The organism is Streptomyces sp. SID5469 (assembly GCF_009862865.1).
GTDB lineage: Bacteria > Actinomycetota > Actinomycetes > Streptomycetales > Streptomycetaceae > Streptomyces > Streptomyces avermitilis.
Genome location: NZ_WWIN01000001.1, coordinates 5,011,434 through 5,029,416, shown reverse-complemented (window position 1 = coordinate 5,029,416; position 17,983 = coordinate 5,011,434). Strand labels below are relative to the sequence as shown.

Genomic DNA, 17,983 nt, shown 5'->3' with positions numbered 1-17,983 from the left:
CCGATCGGCTGGGACGAGGTTCCTTTGAAAAAGTCCTGCCGACGTTGTTCGGTAGGCGCACAGCGAGGACGCTGTGAACGGCTGGGCTTATTCCGCCCGGCTGTTCCGCTCTCGTGGTGTCGTCCCGATTACGGGAAAACATTCACGGAGAGTTTGATCCTGGCTCAGGACGAACGCTGGCGGCGTGCTTAACACATGCAAGTCGAACGATGAAGCCCTTCGGGGTGGATTAGTGGCGAACGGGTGAGTAACACGTGGGCAATCTGCCCTGCACTCTGGGACAAGCCCTGGAAACGGGGTCTAATACCGGATAATACTCTCGCAGGCATCTGTGAGGGTTAAAAGCTCCGGCGGTGCAGGATGAGCCCGCGGCCTATCAGCTTGTTGGTGAGGTAGTGGCTCACCAAGGCGACGACGGGTAGCCGGCCTGAGAGGGCGACCGGCCACACTGGGACTGAGACACGGCCCAGACTCCTACGGGAGGCAGCAGTGGGGAATATTGCACAATGGGCGAAAGCCTGATGCAGCGACGCCGCGTGAGGGATGACGGCCTTCGGGTTGTAAACCTCTTTCAGCAGGGAAGAAGCGAAAGTGACGGTACCTGCAGAAGAAGCGCCGGCTAACTACGTGCCAGCAGCCGCGGTAATACGTAGGGCGCAAGCGTTGTCCGGAATTATTGGGCGTAAAGAGCTCGTAGGCGGCTTGTCACGTCGGGTGTGAAAGCCCGGGGCTTAACCCCGGGTCTGCATTCGATACGGGCTAGCTAGAGTGTGGTAGGGGAGATCGGAATTCCTGGTGTAGCGGTGAAATGCGCAGATATCAGGAGGAACACCGGTGGCGAAGGCGGATCTCTGGGCCATTACTGACGCTGAGGAGCGAAAGCGTGGGGAGCGAACAGGATTAGATACCCTGGTAGTCCACGCCGTAAACGGTGGGAACTAGGTGTTGGCGACATTCCACGTCGTCGGTGCCGCAGCTAACGCATTAAGTTCCCCGCCTGGGGAGTACGGCCGCAAGGCTAAAACTCAAAGGAATTGACGGGGGCCCGCACAAGCAGCGGAGCATGTGGCTTAATTCGACGCAACGCGAAGAACCTTACCAAGGCTTGACATACACCGGAAAGCATTAGAGATAGTGCCCCCCTTGTGGTCGGTGTACAGGTGGTGCATGGCTGTCGTCAGCTCGTGTCGTGAGATGTTGGGTTAAGTCCCGCAACGAGCGCAACCCTTGTTCTGTGTTGCCAGCATGCCCTTCGGGGTGATGGGGACTCACAGGAGACCGCCGGGGTCAACTCGGAGGAAGGTGGGGACGACGTCAAGTCATCATGCCCCTTATGTCTTGGGCTGCACACGTGCTACAATGGCCGATACAATGAGCTGCGATACCGCAAGGTGGAGCGAATCTCAAAAAGTCGGTCTCAGTTCGGATTGGGGTCTGCAACTCGACCCCATGAAGTTGGAGTTGCTAGTAATCGCAGATCAGCATTGCTGCGGTGAATACGTTCCCGGGCCTTGTACACACCGCCCGTCACGTCACGAAAGTCGGTAACACCCGAAGCCGGTGGCCCAACCCCTTGTGGGAGGGAGCTGTCGAAGGTGGGACTGGCGATTGGGACGAAGTCGTAACAAGGTAGCCGTACCGGAAGGTGCGGCTGGATCACCTCCTTTCTAAGGAGCACTTCTTACCGATCCCTTCGGGGTGAGGTCAGAGGCCAGTACATCAGCGACTGTCTGATGCTGGTTGCTCAAGGGTGGAACGTTGATTATTCGGCACACTCGACCTGCTCAGGTTGGCAAGTACTGCTTCGGCGTGGAAAGCGAACATGGGAGGGCGAGGGTGTCGGGCACGCTGTTGGGTGTCTGAGGGTACGGCCGATTGTGGCTGCCTTCAGTGCCGGCCCCGGTAAAGATCTGCTTCGGCGGGTTGTGACGGGTGGTTGGTCGTTGTTTGAGAACTGCACAGTGGACGCGAGCATCTGTGGCCAAGTTTTTAAGGGCGCACGGTGGATGCCTTGGCACCAGGAACCGATGAAGGACGTGGGAGGCCACGATAGTCCCCGGGGAGCCGTCAACCAGGCTTTGATCCGGGGGTTTCCGAATGGGGAAACCCGGCAGTCGTCATGGGCTGTCACCCATACCTGAACACATAGGGTATGTGGAGGGAACGCGGGGAAGTGAAACATCTCAGTACCCGCAGGAAGAGAAAACAACCGTGATTCCGGGAGTAGTGGCGAGCGAAACTGGATGAGGCCAAACCGTATGCGTGTGAGACCCGGCAGGGGTTGCGTATACGGGGTTGTGGGATCTCTCTTTTACGGTCTGCCGGCCGTGAGACGAGTCAGAAACCGTTGATGTAGGCGAAGGACATGCGAAAGGTCCGGCGTAGAGGGTAAGACCCCCGTAGTCGAAACATCAGCGGCTCGTTTGAGAGACACCCAAGTAGCACGGGGCCCGAGAAATCCCGTGTGAATCTGGCGGGACCACCCGCTAAGCCTAAATATTCCCTGGTGACCGATAGCGGATAGTACCGTGAGGGAATGGTGAAAAGTACCGCGGGAGCGGAGTGAAATAGTACCTGAAACCGTGTGCCTACAAGCCGTGGGAGCGTCGCGCATCGAGTTTACTCGGTGCGTCGTGACTGCGTGCCTTTTGAAGAATGAGCCTGCGAGTTTGCGGTGTGTTGCGAGGTTAACCCGTGTGGGGAAGCCGTAGCGAAAGCGAGTCCGAATAGGGCGATTTAGTAGCGCGCTCAAGACCCGAAGCGGAGTGATCTAGCCATGGGCAGGTTGAAGCGGAGGTAAGACTTCGTGGAGGACCGAACCCACCAGGGTTGAAAACCTGGGGGATGACCTGTGGTTAGGGGTGAAAGGCCAATCAAACTCCGTGATAGCTGGTTCTCCCCGAAATGCATTTAGGTGCAGCGTCGTGTGTTTCTTGCCGGAGGTAGAGCACTGGATAGGCGATGGGCCCTACCGGGTTACTGACCTTAGCCAAACTCCGAATGCCGGTAAGTGAGAGCGCGGCAGTGAGACTGTGGGGGATAAGCTCCATGGTCGAGAGGGAAACAGCCCAGAGCATCGACTAAGGCCCCTAAGCGTACGCTAAGTGGGAAAGGATGTGGAGTCGCACAGACAACCAGGAGGTTGGCTTAGAAGCAGCCACCCTTGAAAGAGTGCGTAATAGCTCACTGGTCTAGTGATTCCGCGCCGACAATGTAGCGGGGCTCAAGCGTACCGCCGAAGTCGTGTCATTCATACAATAGGGCCAACGCCTGTATGGATGGGTAGGGGAGCGTCGTGTGCCGGGTGAAGCCGCGCCGGAAGGCAGTGGTGGACGGTTCACGAGTGAGAATGCAGGCATGAGTAGCGATACACACGTGAGAAACGTGTGCGCCGATTGACTAAGGGTTCCTGGGTCAAGCTGATCTGCCCAGGGTAAGTCGGGACCTAAGGCGAGGCCGACAGGCGTAGTCGATGGATAACCGGTTGATATTCCGGTACCCGCTGTGAAGCGTCAAACATCGAGCCCATTAATGCTAAGGCCGTGAAGCCGCCCTGGAGCCTTCGGGCAAAGGGGAGTGGTGGAGCCGCTGACCCAAGGTGGTAGTAGGTGAGTGATGGGGTGACGCAGGAAGGTAGTCCATCCCGGGCGGTGGTTGTCCCGGGGTAAGGGTGTAGGCCGTGCGATAGGTAAATCCGTCGCGCATTAAGGCTGAGACCTGATGCCGAGCCGATTGTGGTGAAGTGGATGATCCTATGCTGTCGAGAAAAGCCTCTAGCGAGTTTCATGGCGGCCCGTACCCTAAACCGACTCAGGTGGTCAGGTAGAGAATACCGAGGCGTTCGGGTGAACTATGGTTAAGGAACTCGGCAAAATGCCCCCGTAACTTCGGGAGAAGGGGGGCCATCACTGGTGATCCAATTTACTTGGTGAGCTGGGGGTGGCCGCAGAGACCAGCGAGAAGCGACTGTTTACTAAAAACACAGGTCCGTGCGAAGCCGTAAGGCGATGTATACGGACTGACGCCTGCCCGGTGCTGGAACGTTAAGGGGACCGGTTAGTCAAACTTCGGTTTGGCGAAGCTGAGAACTTAAGCGCCAGTAAACGGCGGTGGTAACTATAACCATCCTAAGGTAGCGAAATTCCTTGTCGGGTAAGTTCCGACCTGCACGAATGGCGTAACGACTTCTCGACTGTCTCAACCATAGGCCCGGTGAAATTGCACTACGAGTAAAGATGCTCGTTTCGCGCAGCAGGACGGAAAGACCCCGGGACCTTTACTACAGTTTGATATTGGTGTTCGGTTCGGCTTGTGTAGGATAGCTGGGAGACTTTGAAGCCCGCACGCCAGTGTGGGTGGAGTCGTCGTTGAAATACCAGTCTGGTCGTGCTGGATGTCTAACCTGGGTCCGTGATCCGGATCAGGGACAGTGTCTGATGGGTAGTTTAACTGGGGCGGTTGCCTCCTAAAGAGTAACGGAGGCGCCCAAAGGTTCCCTCAGCCTGGTTGGCAATCAGGTGTTGAGTGTAAGTGCACAAGGGAGCTTGACTGTGAGACCGACGGGTCGAGCAGGGACGAAAGTCGGGACTAGTGATCCGGCGGTGGCTTGTGGAAGCGCCGTCGCTCAACGGATAAAAGGTACCCCGGGGATAACAGGCTGATCTTCCCCAAGAGTCCATATCGACGGGATGGTTTGGCACCTCGATGTCGGCTCGTCGCATCCTGGGGCTGGAGTCGGTCCCAAGGGTTGGGCTGTTCGCCCATTAAAGCGGTACGCGAGCTGGGTTTAGAACGTCGTGAGACAGTTCGGTCCCTATCCGCTGCGCGCGCAGGAATATTGAGAAGGGCTGTCCCTAGTACGAGAGGACCGGGACGGACGAACCTCTGGTGTGCCAGTTGTCCTGCCAAGGGCATGGCTGGTTGGCTACGTTCGGGAGGGATAACCGCTGAAAGCATCTAAGCGGGAAGCCTGCTTCGAGATGAGTATTCCCACCTCCTTGAGAGGGTAAGGCTCCCAGTAGACGACTGGGTTGATAGGCCAGATCTGGAAGGCGGGTAACCGCTGGAGGTGACTGGTACTAATAGGCCGAGGGCTTGTCCTCAGTTGCTCGCGTCCACTGTGTTGGTTCTGAAACCACGAACAACCCCATTCCATGGTCACGGGATGGTGCGGTTGACAGTTTCATAGTGTTTCGGTGGTCATAGCGTGAGGGAAACGCCCGGTTACATTCCGAACCCGGAAGCTAAGCCTTACAGCGCCGATGGTACTGCAGGGGGGACCCTGTGGGAGAGTAGGACGCCGCCGAACAAATTTTAAGAAGAAGCCCCAACTCCGGCTATATGCCCGAGAGTTGGGGCTTTTTCGCGTTCACTGTTTGGTCATGTCCACGCCAGTCGAGAAAATGGCTGAGCGGTGTCGCAACCGCGTATTACGGTGATCGCATGAGCCACCTGATCCGTTCCATACGCACCGGCGAGTGGGCCGAGGCCAAGAAGCTGCGGCTTGTCGCGCTCCAGGACCCCGTTGCGCATCTGGCGTTCCTGGAGACGTACGACGACGCCGTCGCCAGGCCGGACTCCTACTGGCAGGACCGGACGGCGGGGGCCGCCGAAGGGGTTGCCGAGCGGCAGCAGATCATCGCCGAGGGGCCTGACGGGGAATGGGCCGGCAGCGTGACCGTACTGGTCGAGGAAGCCGGGTCACGGGATCCGTTCGACGTCGCGGTCGAGCGGCGACAAGGGCACGTCGTCGGCGTCTTCGTGCGGCCGGAACATCGGGGGAGCGGGGTGACCCGGGCGCTCTTCGACGCGGCTCTGGAGTGGTCCTGGGCCGCTGGGCTCGAACGCGTACGGCTCTTCGTGCACGAGAAGAACGGGCGGGCCGAGGCGTTCTACCGCAAGGCAGGGTTCATGCCGAGCGGCGTGAGCGTGCCGGCGCCCGGGGACTCCGGGGATCAGGAGTTGGAATTCGTGATCGAGCGCACCTGATCGAGCAGGTCTCATGAGGCGGGTCTGGGTCTGATCGGGCGGGCTGCTCCGCGCCGCTGCCGGGGCGAAGGGCCTTGTCAGACAGGTAGTTCGTACTGCGGCCAGCGGGACCGGGCCTGTTCCTGGGACCGGAGCAGGGCCAGGGTCGGCATGCCCCGGTCCGCTCCGGTCGACAGCAGCTCCGGGAGCTGGGGAAGCGGAGCCACCGCCGCGACGTCGTCGAGGACGAGCGTAAGTGGTGGGTCGAGGCGACCGGAGGATGACCGTTCGGCCATGCGACGGCCGCGCTCGACCACGTGTGAGACGAGGGCCGTCAGGAACGGCATGGCGCCGGGATGCTGCCTGGGGTCCTCGATGGGTTCACCGACCACATAAAGCGTGCCCCCTTCATCCACGAAGGAATCCAAGGCGAGGCTGTCATTTCGGTTGGGTGTGCATGCCTCGCGGATATTGACGGTGAAGAGTGAGGACAGTGCGCGCGCTGTCAACTCCTGCGCCATGTCACGGCGTTCGGGGTGCGAGGTGAGGGCCGACTCCAGTTCGCCGCCCGCGCCGGGTGCGGCCTTGGGGTTCGCACGGAGGGCGCGTACGGCCTCCTGGACCTGGGTGCCCTGGGCCCACCGGTGGACATGGCGGACGGTGCGGCCCTCTATGGCGGCGGCGTGCAGATAGCTCCGCAGAAGAGTCTCGGCCGTCTCGGCGAGCGCCTGGTCGATCTTCGCGGTGGGGCGGACCGGGGCGAGGAGTGCTGCCGCGCGGGCCACGGCGGTGGGCTTGTCCTCACAGCCGGCGGAGGGGGACCAGTGGAGGCGGGCCGGGGTGTCGCAACGGTGCGTGGGGTCGTAGAGGAGGACCGGGCCCAGTTTGGCTCGGGCGTCCTTCGTCTCCGACCACAGGGCCGGGTTCGAGGTGAGGACGAGGACGGGGCCGGCCGCGTCGTGGATGGCCTGGGTCGCGGCGGCTGTTCGGGTTTCCGGGGGGCCGAGGACGATTTCCCGTCCGCCCGCCCGGTCACGTGCCATGAGGTGGGCGAGGGCGGTCTCCTCGGCGGACTTCGCCATGCCACCCACGCCACCCGTAGCGGCGGGGGCCGCCCCGCCGGCCGGCGCCGCGCTCCCGGCCGGCGCCGCGCTCCCGGCCGGCGCCGCGCTCCCGGCCTGCTCCGCCGTCCAGGCCGGTTCCGCCGCCCCGGTCGGATCCGGAGTTCCGGTCGGATCCGAAGTTCCCGTCCGTTCCGTTGTGGCCCGCTGCGCCGGGACCTCATGCCCCGTAGGGTCGGGATCGGCGGCGGCCACCGCCGCCGTGCTCCTCGACGCCCTGCGGCCCGCCCGTACCGCTCGCCATCGTGCCACCGTGCCCATCACGAACACCGTCAGTACGAGCAGAACCATCAGCTGGCCGATGAACAGGCCCCAGAACAGGCCGTACCCCGACAGCTGGCCTTCCGGGGTGTCCGGCCACGCGCCCGGGATGTCGTGCGGTCGGCCGATGAGGTGCCGCATCGCCAGCGGCGTACGGGTGAAGGTCACGGCGTCCGGCCAGGCGCCCCGCGCGAACCAGCCCGCGAGGCCCGTGGCCGACCACACCATCAGGGTCATGCCGAGCAGGAAGGCGAGGACCCCGATCAACAGGCCGTCGGGGACGCCGCCCTGGCTGTGATCGTGCTCTCTGCCCCGGTCCCGGTACGTCTGTCTGTCCCGGCTCATGTCACGCCCCTGCTCGTGCCGTGCTCATGCCCCTGTACGTGCCCTGCTCACACCCGTGTTCACGCCTAGGTTCACGCCTGCGTTCATGTTTGTGTTCATGCCTGCGTTCATGCCCGACTTCACGCCACCGTGGACTCGGACGAGTCGTCCAGGTCGCTCAGGTGCTGTTCCACGAAGGCCGCCGCCCGCTCCTCCGCCTCCAGTTCCGCGGCGCGATGCGCGTCGTCGGCGAGCCGGTCCGCGGACGACTCGGTCATCGCGCGGTCGGTGAAGACGAGTGGGCGTTCGGTCTCCGTGATCAGGTGTTTGACCACCTGGACGTTGCCGTTCACGTCCCACACCGCGATGCCCGGGGTCAGGGTCGGGATGATCTCGACCGCCCATCTGGGCAGCCCGAGCACGCGTCCCGTCGACCGTGCCTCGTCGGCCTTCTGGGCGTAGATCGTCCGGGTCGAGGCCATCTTCAGGATCGCCGCGGCCTCCTTCGCGGCCGCCCCGTCGACCACGTCCGACAGATGGTGGACCACCGCCACGAAGGACAGGCCGAGGCGGCGGCCGAACTTCAGCAGGCGCTGGAAGAGTTGGGCCACGAACGGGCTGTTGATGATGTGCCAGGCCTCCTCGACCAGGAAGATGCGCTTCTTCCGGTCGGGGCGGATCCAGGTGTGCTCCAGCCATACGCCGACGATCGCCATCAGGATCGGCATGGCGATCGAGTTGCGGTCGATGTGGGACAGGTCGAAGACGATGAGCGGGGCGTCCAGGTCGATACCGACCGTCGTGGGGCCGTCGAACATGCCCCGCAGGTCACCGTCGACGAGGCGGTCCAGGACCAGTGCCACGTCCAGGCCCCAGGCCCGTACGTCGTCCAGGGCGACGTTCATCGCCTCGGCCGACTCCGGCTCGGGGTGGCGCAGTTGCTCCACGATGTCGGTCAGCACCGGCTGCCGCTCGAGGATCGTCTCGTTCACATAGGCGTGCGCGACCTTCAGGGCGAAGCCCGACCGCTCGTCGAGGCCGTGCCCCATGGCGACCTCGATGATCGTCCGGAGCAGCGCGAGCTGCCCGGTGGTGGTGATCGCCGGGTCGAGCGGGTTGAGCCGGATGCCCATGTCCAGGGCGGCCGTCGGGTCCAGCCGGATGGGGGTTATCCCCAGCTCCTCGGCGATGAGGTTCCACTCGCCGACTCCGTCCTCGCCCTGCGCGTCGAGGACGACGACCTGCCGGTCCCGGAAGCGCAGCTGGCGTAGGACGTACGTCTTTTCGAGCGCTGACTTGCCGTTGCCGGATTCGCCGAGCACCAGCCAGTGCGGGGCCGGCAGCTGCTGCCCGTACAGCTGGAAGGGGTCGTAGATGTAGCCCTTTCCGGAGTACACCTCCCGGCCGATGATCACGCCCGAGTCGCCGAGGCCGGGGGCGGCGGTGGGCAGATAGACGGCCTGGGCCTGGCCCGTGGAGGTGCGCACGGGCAGGCGCGTCGTCTCGACCTTGCCGAACAGGAAGGACGTGAAGGCGTCGGTGAGGATCGACAGCGGGTCCCGCATCACCACATCAGCCCCTACCTTCGGATTCCATCATCACGTCAGCCCCTACCTGCGGATTCCGGTCGCGAACGGCAGTGTGTTGACGAAGGCGCGATGGTGCTCGCGGTCGCACCACTCCAGCTTCAGATACGACTTGCCGGCCGAGGCGCGGATCGTCCGCTTGTCGCGGGCGAGGGCCTCGGGGGAGCGGGAGGAGACGGTGATGTAGCCGACGAGGTTGACGCCGGCGGCGCCGCTCGCGAGGTCTTCGCCGCGCTGGTCCAGACGGTTGTGCGAGGCGACGTCGCGGGGGTCCACGGTGCGGTTCATCTTGGCGGCGCGGCTGGCCTCCGCCTCGTCGTTCGTCTTCTCGGTCAGCATGCGCTCGATGGCGACCTCGGTGGGTTCGAGGTCCATGGTGACGGCGACGGTCCGGATGACGTCCGGGGTGTGGACCAGCAGGGGCGCCAGGAAGTTGACGCCCACCGGGGTCATCGGCCACTCCTTCACCCAGGCCGTGGCGTGGCACCAGGGGGCGCGGGTGGAGGACTCGCGGGTCTTCGCCTGGAGGTAGGTGGGCGACATGGCGTCCAGCTCGGCGGGCCAGGCATTGCGTTTCGTCATCGCCTGGATGTGGTCGATGGGGTGGTCCGGGTCGTACATGGAGTGCACGAGGGAGGCGAGCCGGCCCTGGCCGAGCGGCTGTCGTACGCGGATGTCGGCTTCCTGGAGCCGCGAGCAGATGTCGGTCAGCTCGCGCGCCATGACGACGGCGAGCCCCGCGTCCCGGTCGAGCTTCCGACCCGCCTGGGGCCGGGCGGCGCGGGCCATCGCCTGTGCTTCGGCGGCGAGTTCGCGGGAGTAGTGCATGCAGGCGACGAGGTACGCGCGGTGCTGCTCGCTGCTGGTGGACACCATGGACTGCAACTGGTCGTACGACTGCTGGAGCCAGCCGGGCGAGCGCGTGTCCCCGCGCATGGCGACGTCTTTGGCGTGGGCGTCGGGGTCGGCGGGGAGGGTGCGGGCGAGCATCTGGATGCGGGTGACGAAACCGTCGCCGTTCGCGACGTGCTTCAGCAGCGTGCCGAAGCGGTCGACGAGGGCCTCCTGGTCCTCGCTGTCGCGCAGGCCCACGCCGGGCCCCTCGATCTCGATCGCGGCCGTGACCGTACGGCGGTCGGCGTGCAGGAGTACGGCGATCTCGTCGGGTCCGAAGGGGGCGGCGAGCCAGCTGATACGGCCGATACCGGGGGGCGGGCCGATCTCGATCTCCCGCCCGTCGAGGCGCGTACCGGCCTCCATGACGGTCGAGCGGTAGGTCGTTCCCCGGCGCAGGGTGCGCTTGTAGCTGCGGTTGATCTCGAACCACTTGTAGAACGTACGGCGCTTGTACGGGACGTAGACCGCCGCGAGCGCGAGCATCGGGAAGCCGGTCAGCAGCACGATGCGCAGGGCGAGGACGGGGACGAGGAGCCCGCACATCATGCCGAGGAACGCGCCCGCGATGATCAGTGCGATCTCGCCGGACTCGCGGTTGCGGCCGACGATCGCGTTCGGCCGGGCGCGGCCGATCAGATATGTACGGCGGGGCGTGACCACGTGGGACACGTGGGACTCGGTCGTCAACGCCCGTCACCTCCTGAGCTGTTGCTACTGCTGTTGCGGCTGTTGCTGGCGTGGGGGGTGTTGGCCGGGCTGCTGCGGGGCGGGGGCGCGGCGGAGGAGCCGGATCCGCCGCCGCCGTTCGACGGGCGCGAGCTGTGTGCGGCCATACCGCCGGACGCCGCGTTGGCGGGGCGGGGGGAGGACGACTGGCCGCCGCCTCCGCCGCCGTTGTTGTCGGCGCGGGTGCTGTGGGTCTTGATGCCCTGGGCGACGAGGGTCGCCGGGGAGCTGATGACGGCCGCGGCCTTGCCCTCGGCGCCCTGCATGATGCGGTTGTTGCGGGAGTTCGCGATCTCGTCGCCGAAGCCGGGGACGAAGCGGTAGATCATGGCGCTCGCGAAGATGGCGAGCAGGATGATCGCGAGGCCGGAGACGACGGCGGAGAAGGCGTCGGGGCCCTCGTCGGAGGACAGGGCGCCGGCCAGCCCCAGCACGATCACGATGACCGGCTTGACGAGGATGACGGCGATCATGATGCCCGCCCAGCGGCGGACGTGGCCCCAGAGGTTCTTGTCGACGAGGCCGGCGTAGACGACGGTGCCGAGGAGGGCGCCGACGTAGAGGAGGGCGGCGCGGACGACGAGTTCGAGCCAGAGGACTCCGGCCGCGAGGATCGACACCATCGACACGACGATCAGCATGATCGGGCCGCCGCCGATGTTCTCGCCCTTGCCGAGGGCGGCGGAGAACGTGCCGAAGAAGGTGTCCGTCTGGTTGCCGGTCGTCTTCGCCAGGACCTGAGTGACGCCGTCGGTCGCCGATACGACGGTGTAGAGGATCAGCGGGGTGAAGGCGGAGGCGAGCACGGTGAGCCAGAGGAACCCGACCGCTTCGGAGATCGCCGTGGTGAGGGGGACACCTCGCACGGCCCTCTTCGCGACGGCCAGCAGCCACAGCAGGAGGGTCAGGATGGTCGACGCGGCGAAGACGACGGCGTACTGCTGGAGGAATTTGGGGTTGGTGAAGTCGACGTTCGCGGTGCTCTTGACGGCCTCGGACAGCTTGTCGACGGTCCAGGATGCGGCGTCCGCGCAGCCCTTGGCCAGGGAGGAGAGGGGGTCGAGGGTGGAGTCGGTGAGGGAGTCTCCGCCGGTGGCTCCGCCGGTTTTGGAGGAGGGGTTGCCGCGTTCGCAGTAGTCCTTGGCGGGGCCGCGGATGAGGTCGCAGGGGTCGCCGCTTTTCGACGGCTTCGGAGTGGGTTCGGCGAAGGCACGGGTGGCCAACAGCACCGTTGTGGTCTGTACGGCCGTGACAGCGGCGGCGACCCTGAGTACGCGACGCTTAGCGCGCATAGGTGAACCCTCCGTACTCCTCGACGGCCTTGGTCATGTCGTCTGCGGTGGAGGCCTGCTGGTCGCGTCCGACCGGAACCGGCCCGTCCTTCTGCGTGAAGTCGGTGATCTTCCAGTCCCCGTCGATCCACTTCAGGTCATACGTGGTCGTGAACCAGCTCTCCGACACGGGGTTCGTGGATCTTTCGCCGGACAGGCCGAAGAGCGACGTGTACCAGAGCTCGACGGTTGCGCTGTCTGTGCTGAACTTCGTGACCTTGGTGCCCACCGGAACGATGCGTGAGACGAAGGTCTGCCCACTGGGCGCCGAGCCGTCCTTGGCGAGGCCGATGTTGGCCAGGAACTTCTCGCTGGAGTACGCCCTGTCGAGATCTGACTGTCGAGCGGCGGCGACCTCGGGGGCGTACACGGTGTTGACGATCGCGTGCCGCTGGTTGGCGTTGAACATGCCCGTGGAGCCGAGCGCTACGCCGTAGTTCGCCGCCGCGCTCTGTGCCCCTTGGTCGCTGTGGGCGAACCCGGCGGGGATGTCGCCCACCTTCGACTGCACCGGCTGTTCCCCGGTCGCCGCCGTAGGTGCCGTATTCGTCTTGTCGCTGTCCCCGGCGCCCGAGGCGGACTCGTCGTCGCCGCGGTTCGCGAAGGCGATGGCTGCGATCAAGAGGACGACCACGCCGACGACCGTGACCAGGCTCCGCGAGGAGGAGCGGCCGCGGCGGGCGCCCCCGTACACGTCCCCGGCGCGGTCGGGCAGTCGCGTACGGGTCTGCCCCGTACCGCCGTACCCCCCGTCCTCGCCCCGCGGAGCGTCACCGTACCCAGGCTCGTCACCGAGACTCATGCCGTGCGCGCCCCCTCGAGTTCACGGACCTCACTCCGAAGCACCTCACATTGAAATGCGTAGAAGTACGACGGTAGCCGTGCTGGTTGCCGCGCGGGCGCGGTGTGGTGACTCGACATCAGGGAAACGCAACCTCAGCCGGTGGGCGCGACGGACGGATGGGTCGGAGGGGAACCGGGCGCGCGGCGGCGTGGCGGTCCGGGGCCGGGCCTAGACGGCCATGCCGTACACGATGGTGAACAGCGTGCCCAGGGAACCGATGATGAAGACTCCGGTGAGTCCCGCGATGATCAGGCCCTTGCCCTGTTCCGCGCTGAACGTGTCGCGCAGGGCCGTCGCGCCGATGCGCTGCTTGGCGGCGCCCCAGATCGCGATGCCGAGGCAGAGGAGGATGGCCACCGCCATCACGACCTCGATCATCACCTTGGCCTCGTTGCCCAGGCTGCCGAAGGGACCCCAGTCCGGGGCGATCCCGCCGATGATTGTGGTGATGTCGCCCTTATCGGCTGCAAGGAACATGTAAGTCACCGCCCCTAGTGGGTAGTTCTGCGCCCTCTGCCACGGTGCGCAGAGGTCGGGCCCATTCTCGCCGACAATGACGCTGTCGTATGTCGACTTGGCGTCATTGATTGGCGGGTTTCTTGTGTATCCCTTGCTTTCGGCCTGTGCCGGCCCCTGGCGGGGAGCGCGGGACGGTATGCGCGGGGTCGTATGGTCACTCTGTGTATCACGGCAGGTCACGCCGGGCAATGAGGTCGAAGCGGAACCTGTCGTGTGGTTCCGTCGTTATGCCCTTCTACGCCGAGCCGGCCGTTCCCGCCGCCGACGCGATCCGAGAAGAATCCGACCCGTTCCGTCCGGGTGTCACCCGTCTGTGCGGAAGGTTATCCCCTTACTCCAGGGCATGGCGCAACGGGCCGCGGCTGGTTGCCGCGGCCCGTCGGTGTGCCGCCGGACGTCCCCGCGTGCGTCTTGGCTGGTTCCCGTTTGCCCGGAGCCGGCACTTGGAGGTCGTGACTCGCTCCAGGTGCCCGAGCCGGTCGGGCCGTCGTAGGTCACCCGGACGGTGCTGTCGCCGTACGTGTCGGTCTGTCAGGTCTCAGGCGGGCCGCCTGGTTCGGTTTCCGTCCGCGTGCGGTCCTGGCAGACGCGTTGCGACAGTTTCCTCTGTTCGCTGTGGCAAGCCTGTTACGGCCGACGGTTGCGTGTGCAGTGCACGGTGATGAACGATGAACCGTGGTATTTGACGGACAGTCGAGCAGTCAGGGGGAGTCCGGATGAAGTTCGACATGGGGTCGCAGGTTCTGTCGACGTTGATCAGTAACTCGCGTGGGTCGAGTGATGATCTGGGGACGTTGATTCGTCAGTTGGTGCAGGCCGCGCAGCCGTTGGAGGGGAAGTTCAACGGTGCGGGCCGGGTGGCGTTCGATTCGTTCAAGGGGCGGTCGGACGAGATCACGGCGAGCTTGAACTCGGCGCTCTCGGGGATTCTGGGCGGTCAGTCGGGGATGGAGTCGGCGTTCGGTTCGGGTGATCAGGAGCAGGGCGAGAACGCGCGGACGAACGAGAAGGCGGCGAACTTCGACGGGGCGCGTTTCTCCGGGCGTTGAGCTTGGGTGGGCCGGGCTGTGGTTGATCTTCTTTTGACGGGGAGTGGTGTGTGATGGCTGGTGCGGGTTCGGATCGTCGGTCGTACGACACGGGTGCGTCGGCGGATGCGCAGGGCAATATCCAGGCGGTGATCGGCCGGTTGGAGGAGGTCATCGCGGCGCGGGACCGGCAGGTGAAGGCGGCGATGTCGGATTTCGCGGCTGATGGTGTGGCGGATGAGTACCACGGCAAGGAACTGCGGTGGAATCGCGCGTCGACCGAGGTGAAGAGCATTATCCAGCTGTTGAAGACGACGCTGGAGAAGAACGACGGGACGGCGCAGTCGACGATCTCGAAGGCGAAGGCGGCGGTCGACAACATCGGCTGATCCGGCGGTAGTTGTCGGGGATTTACGTTTCACGGGGGTTGTGGTGTCGGGCTGGGATCTGAAGCCGCAGGGTATTCAGGGTGTGCTGAAGACGACGGGTGAGACGGCGTCGCACATCGAGACGCATGCGAAGTCGTACGGGGAGCATCTGACGTCGGCGGCGACGAACGCCGGCACCATTTCCGCCGAGGGCGGCGGGGGCGGGGAGAAGGCGGCCGGGGGTCTGGTGGCGCTTGCTCTGTCCCAGTACGCGGAACACGCGGCCACCGACCTGAAGTTCATTGCCGCGCGGGCGGGCAAGTCGTTGCAGGGTGCGGTGGATGCGACGACGGCGTATCTGAACGGGGATCAGGAGATGGCCGCGGAGGCGCAGCGCAAGGCGTTGTCGGCGCCGGATCTTGATCCGATGAAGCCGGGGGTGCAGACGTCGTGATCAAGCCGGAGGCGATTCCGCAGTACACGGGGGATCTGGCGCTGCTGGAGAGCGCGTACGGCGATCTGAAGACGGACGCGTCGCACATCCGTTCCACCGGTAAGGACGTGCACTCCCAGTTCCAGGGGCTTGCGGCGTACTACACGGCGCCGGAGGCGGAGCAGTTGTTCGCGTCGACGAAGCCGGTGGCGGACCGGGCGGACGGGTTCGCGGATGACCTGGAGAAGGTGTCCGGTGCCCTGTCGTCGTATGGCACCGAGATCCGCCCCCTCGTCGACAAGCTCAAGCAGCTGAAGATCGACGCGACCAATTTCGTCAGCTCGGTCAAGGACGACGACGACTGGGAGTACGACGAGGACAAGATCGACAAGCACAACAAGATCCGGGATGACGTGACGGCGACCGTCGCGGCGTTCTGGGCTGCGGAGCGCACCTGTCACAACGCGATCACCAAGCTGTTCGGTGGGACGCAGATGGTGGCCGGTGACGGTTCGGACCGTAAGGACCAGTACGGGTTCAACGCGGACGACCTGAAGAACGCGAAGCTTCCCTGGGGTGACCCGATGGAGGAGAAGCATCACGTCTGGGAGGTCGGGCACTGGGTCAAGTCGTTCGTGTGGGACGGCCTGATCGTGGACGGCGTCTGGGGCACGATCAAGGGTCTGGGCACGCTGGTCGGGTTCGGCGGCTGGGACGCGATGGGGCAGGCCTGGAAGGGCCTCGCGCAGCTCGCGACCGGTCTGGCGATCTCCTCGATTCCGGGTGCGAGCGCGTTGTTCTGGACGTTGCCGGACGACAAGCTGCCCTCCTGGCTGCGGGATTCGCGCACCGCGATGAAGGAGACCGGCAAGGCGCTGGTGGCGTGGGACGAGTGGGGCAAGAACCCCGGGCGTGCTGCCGGTGCGGTCACCTTCAATGTGCTGACCACCGTCTTTACCGGCGGTGCGGGTGGTGCCGCGGCTGGTGCCGGGAAGGCGGGCGCGGTCGCGAAGGTGCTGTCCGTGGCGGGCAAGGCGGGCAAGTTCATCGACCCGATGACGTACATCACCAAGGGCGCGGGCGCGGGTCTGTCGAAGATCGGTGACATCGCGAAGGGCCTGAAGGGGATCGGCAACATCGAGATCCCCAAGCTCCCCGACAACGCGATCACTCTCCCGGAGGGCGCACTCAAACTCCCCGACGGGTCGGTGCATATCCCGGAGGGCGCGGCGATTCCGGAGGGCGCGGTCAAGCTGCCCGACGGCAACTTCAAACTCCCCGACGACACACCGGCGTTCCCCGAGGGCACGACGAAACTGCCCACCGAGCCGGGTGCCCCGGCCCAGTACCTGGACCCGAACGGCAACATCCTCGACCACCAGGGCAACGTGGTCGACAACGTCGACAACGCGCCCACCGACGTGGTCGACAAGCCGGCCACCGGCGGCCACCCGGCCGCCGGGTCGGACGTCCCGCACGTGGAGTCCCCAGTCAAGGAACCGGCCCTGGTCGGCGCGGGCTCGCACAGCGGGCACGACCTCCCGTCCGGCACACCTCATTCGGGCCACGACCTCCCGGCCGGCGGCGGCCACACGCCGGACGCACCGCACGGCACGGGCCACGACACCCCGGCCGGCCACGCGGACGACGCGTCCCATGGCGGCGGTCACGACGGGCCCGGGCACGACGGGCCAGGTCACGACGGGCCAGGTCACGACGGGGCCGGGCACACCGACGACATGGCCGGTCACGGCGACGACGCCGCCCACACGGGCGATCACGACGGCACCCACGCCGAGACGCCGAGCAGCGACTCGTCAGCGCCGGGCCACCCCCATGGTGGCGAGGCTGTACCCGGTCAAACGGGCGGTGCCGTTCGTCCGCCGGACAACGGCAGCGTTCGAAGCTATATGAAGACCGAGGAATGGGCGGGAGAGGCATACGACGCCATTCGTGACGCGGATGACGTCGATGCCATGGCTTCGCATCTGCAGGACGCCCCACGAATCGATGGGGGAACGGGATTCACCAGTGAAGAAATCGAGGCCATCAAGCATCACGTCTTCACTGAGGAGCACCCTCTGGAGTCGGTGGACGGCGACATAGTTCACGCTCGGTATGACGCCAACCCTGATATGGCCGAGGCCTGGATCAGGTTGAGGTCGGGCACGCACACGGAGTCTGACCTGCTCCTGCTGGAGCACGAGCTTGCGGAGCATCGGTACTATCAGGCTCACCCAGGCTCTACGTACGCCGAAGCGCATGCCGCTGCCACGAAAATCGCGGACTGGGCAAGTCACATGGAGCCGCCCCGGCGCGAGAACTACACGTGGGAGAACTGATCGATGGCCCTTTACGCACGCATCGAAAAGATTCAGGAAGACGATGAGCAGGTCCGCTACAGGTATACGGACATCAGCGGCAATGAGCGAACCATGCTGTTGAGCAAAGTGACCGAGACGACCTCTGCCGAAGATGGTGTGGAAGACATGCTTTACCGGGCAGTGGCGAGAAAGGTTGCCGTTGCGTGGGCCCGGGATGGTGCTGCGCCTGAGAAGCTTCTGGTGCAGTCGTAGCA

At 65.0% G+C, this 17,983-nt stretch carries 12 protein-coding genes and 3 rRNA genes; 9 read left to right on the top strand and 6 right to left on the bottom strand.

Annotation, left to right across the window (positions count from 1 at the left end; all coding sequences use genetic code 11):
- Positions 1 to 141: 141 nt before the first annotated feature.
- The 4 genes from GTY58_RS21425 to GTY58_RS21410 all read left to right on the top strand — a co-directional run bounded on the left by GTY58_RS21425 (position 142) and on the right by GTY58_RS21410 (position 5,988).
- Positions 142 to 1,667: ribosomal RNA gene (locus GTY58_RS21425) — 16S ribosomal RNA — on the top strand.
- A gap of 312 nt (positions 1,668 to 1,979) precedes the next feature.
- Positions 1,980 to 5,102, top strand: a 23S ribosomal RNA gene (locus GTY58_RS21420).
- 89 nt (positions 5,103 to 5,191) lie between these two features.
- Positions 5,192 to 5,308: ribosomal RNA gene (gene rrf, locus GTY58_RS21415) — 5S ribosomal RNA — on the top strand.
- Together the 16S, 23S and 5S rRNA genes form the textbook arrangement of a ribosomal RNA operon.
- 134 nt (positions 5,309 to 5,442) lie before the next feature.
- Positions 5,443 to 5,988, top strand: coding sequence for a GNAT family N-acetyltransferase (locus GTY58_RS21410; protein WP_010985533.1), 546 nt, complete (start codon positions 5,443 to 5,445; stop codon positions 5,986 to 5,988).
- A gap of 77 nt (positions 5,989 to 6,065) precedes the next feature.
- On the opposite strand, the gene GTY58_RS21405 is transcribed toward GTY58_RS21410, so the two are convergent.
- From GTY58_RS21405 to GTY58_RS21380, 6 genes are all read right to left on the bottom strand, one after another.
- Positions 6,066 to 7,694, bottom strand: coding sequence for a type IV secretory system conjugative DNA transfer family protein (locus GTY58_RS21405; protein ID WP_010985532.1), 1,629 nt, complete (start codon positions 7,692 to 7,694; stop codon positions 6,066 to 6,068).
- 119 nt (positions 7,695 to 7,813) lie between these two features.
- The gene (locus GTY58_RS21400; RefSeq protein WP_037653102.1) at positions 7,814 to 9,238 is read right to left on the bottom strand and encodes an ATP-binding protein; all 1,425 of its coding nucleotides are present in this window, start codon (positions 9,236 to 9,238) and stop codon (positions 7,814 to 7,816) included.
- Positions 9,239 to 9,283: 45 nt separating this feature from the next.
- Positions 9,284 to 10,843 carry an SCO6880 family protein gene (locus tag GTY58_RS21395; RefSeq protein WP_037653099.1) on the bottom strand — a complete coding sequence of 520 codons (1,560 nt, stop codon included), beginning with the start codon at positions 10,841 to 10,843 and terminating at the stop codon, positions 9,284 to 9,286.
- Complete coding sequence (locus tag GTY58_RS21390) at positions 10,840 to 12,174, bottom strand: hypothetical protein (protein ID WP_010985529.1); 1,335 nt, start codon at positions 12,172 to 12,174, stop codon at positions 10,840 to 10,842. Before GTY58_RS21390 ends, GTY58_RS21395 begins: the two co-directional genes overlap by 4 nt.
- The gene (locus tag GTY58_RS21385) at positions 12,164 to 13,015 is read right to left on the bottom strand and encodes a hypothetical protein (protein WP_010985528.1); all 852 of its coding nucleotides are present in this window, start codon (positions 13,013 to 13,015) and stop codon (positions 12,164 to 12,166) included. The genes GTY58_RS21390 and GTY58_RS21385 overlap by 11 nt, the downstream gene beginning before the upstream one ends.
- 210 nt (positions 13,016 to 13,225) lie before the next feature.
- Positions 13,226 to 13,534, bottom strand: a complete 309-nt coding sequence (locus tag GTY58_RS21380) for a hypothetical protein (protein WP_010985527.1) — start codon at positions 13,532 to 13,534, stop codon at positions 13,226 to 13,228.
- A 758-nt stretch (positions 13,535 to 14,292) separates the two neighbouring features.
- Between GTY58_RS21380 and GTY58_RS21375 the strand changes: the two genes are divergently transcribed.
- From GTY58_RS21375 to GTY58_RS21355, 5 genes are read left to right on the top strand one after another with little or no spacing between them, the layout of a single operon-like run.
- Complete coding sequence (locus tag GTY58_RS21375) at positions 14,293 to 14,625, top strand: hypothetical protein (RefSeq protein ID WP_010985526.1); 333 nt, start codon at positions 14,293 to 14,295, stop codon at positions 14,623 to 14,625.
- Between the two features lie 53 nt (positions 14,626 to 14,678).
- Positions 14,679 to 14,993 (top strand): pore-forming ESAT-6 family protein, encoded by a 315-nt coding sequence (locus GTY58_RS21370; protein ID WP_010986835.1) that lies wholly within the window; start codon positions 14,679 to 14,681, stop codon positions 14,991 to 14,993.
- Between the two features lie 43 nt (positions 14,994 to 15,036).
- Positions 15,037 to 15,426, top strand: a complete 390-nt coding sequence (locus tag GTY58_RS21365) for a DUF6507 family protein (protein ID WP_037650844.1) — start codon at positions 15,037 to 15,039, stop codon at positions 15,424 to 15,426.
- On the top strand, positions 15,423 to 17,747 hold the full coding sequence (locus GTY58_RS39740) for a hypothetical protein (RefSeq protein ID WP_010985523.1): 2,325 nt from the start codon (positions 15,423 to 15,425) through the stop codon (positions 17,745 to 17,747). Before GTY58_RS21365 ends, GTY58_RS39740 begins: the two co-directional genes overlap by 4 nt.
- A 3-nt stretch (positions 17,748 to 17,750) precedes the next feature.
- The gene (locus GTY58_RS21355) at positions 17,751 to 17,981 is read left to right on the top strand and encodes a hypothetical protein (RefSeq protein ID WP_037650762.1); all 231 of its coding nucleotides are present in this window, start codon (positions 17,751 to 17,753) and stop codon (positions 17,979 to 17,981) included.
- The last annotated feature ends 2 nt before the right edge of the window (positions 17,982 to 17,983 follow it).

Bases quoted from the DNA above. Each gene is read 5' to 3' on its own strand.
- GTY58_RS21410 (WP_010985533.1), top strand. From the start codon at position 5,443: ATGAGCCACCTGATCCGTTCCATACGCACCGGCGAGTGGGCCGAGGCC.
- GTY58_RS21405 (WP_010985532.1), bottom strand. From the start codon at position 7,694: ATGAGCCGGGACAGACAGACGTACCGGGACCGGGGCAGAGAGCACGAT.
- GTY58_RS21400 (WP_037653102.1), bottom strand. From the start codon at position 9,238: ATGCGGGACCCGCTGTCGATCCTCACCGACGCCTTCACGTCCTTCCTG.
- GTY58_RS21390 (WP_010985529.1), bottom strand. From the start codon at position 12,174: ATGCGCGCTAAGCGTCGCGTACTCAGGGTCGCCGCCGCTGTCACGGCC.
- GTY58_RS21385 (WP_010985528.1), bottom strand. From the start codon at position 13,015: ATGAGTCTCGGTGACGAGCCTGGGTACGGTGACGCTCCGCGGGGCGAG.
- GTY58_RS21380 (WP_010985527.1), bottom strand. From the start codon at position 13,534: ATGTTCCTTGCAGCCGATAAGGGCGACATCACCACAATCATCGGCGGG.
- GTY58_RS21375 (WP_010985526.1), top strand. From the start codon at position 14,293: ATGAAGTTCGACATGGGGTCGCAGGTTCTGTCGACGTTGATCAGTAAC.
- GTY58_RS21370 (WP_010986835.1), top strand. From the start codon at position 14,679: ATGGCTGGTGCGGGTTCGGATCGTCGGTCGTACGACACGGGTGCGTCG.
- GTY58_RS21355 (WP_037650762.1), top strand. From the start codon at position 17,751: ATGGCCCTTTACGCACGCATCGAAAAGATTCAGGAAGACGATGAGCAG.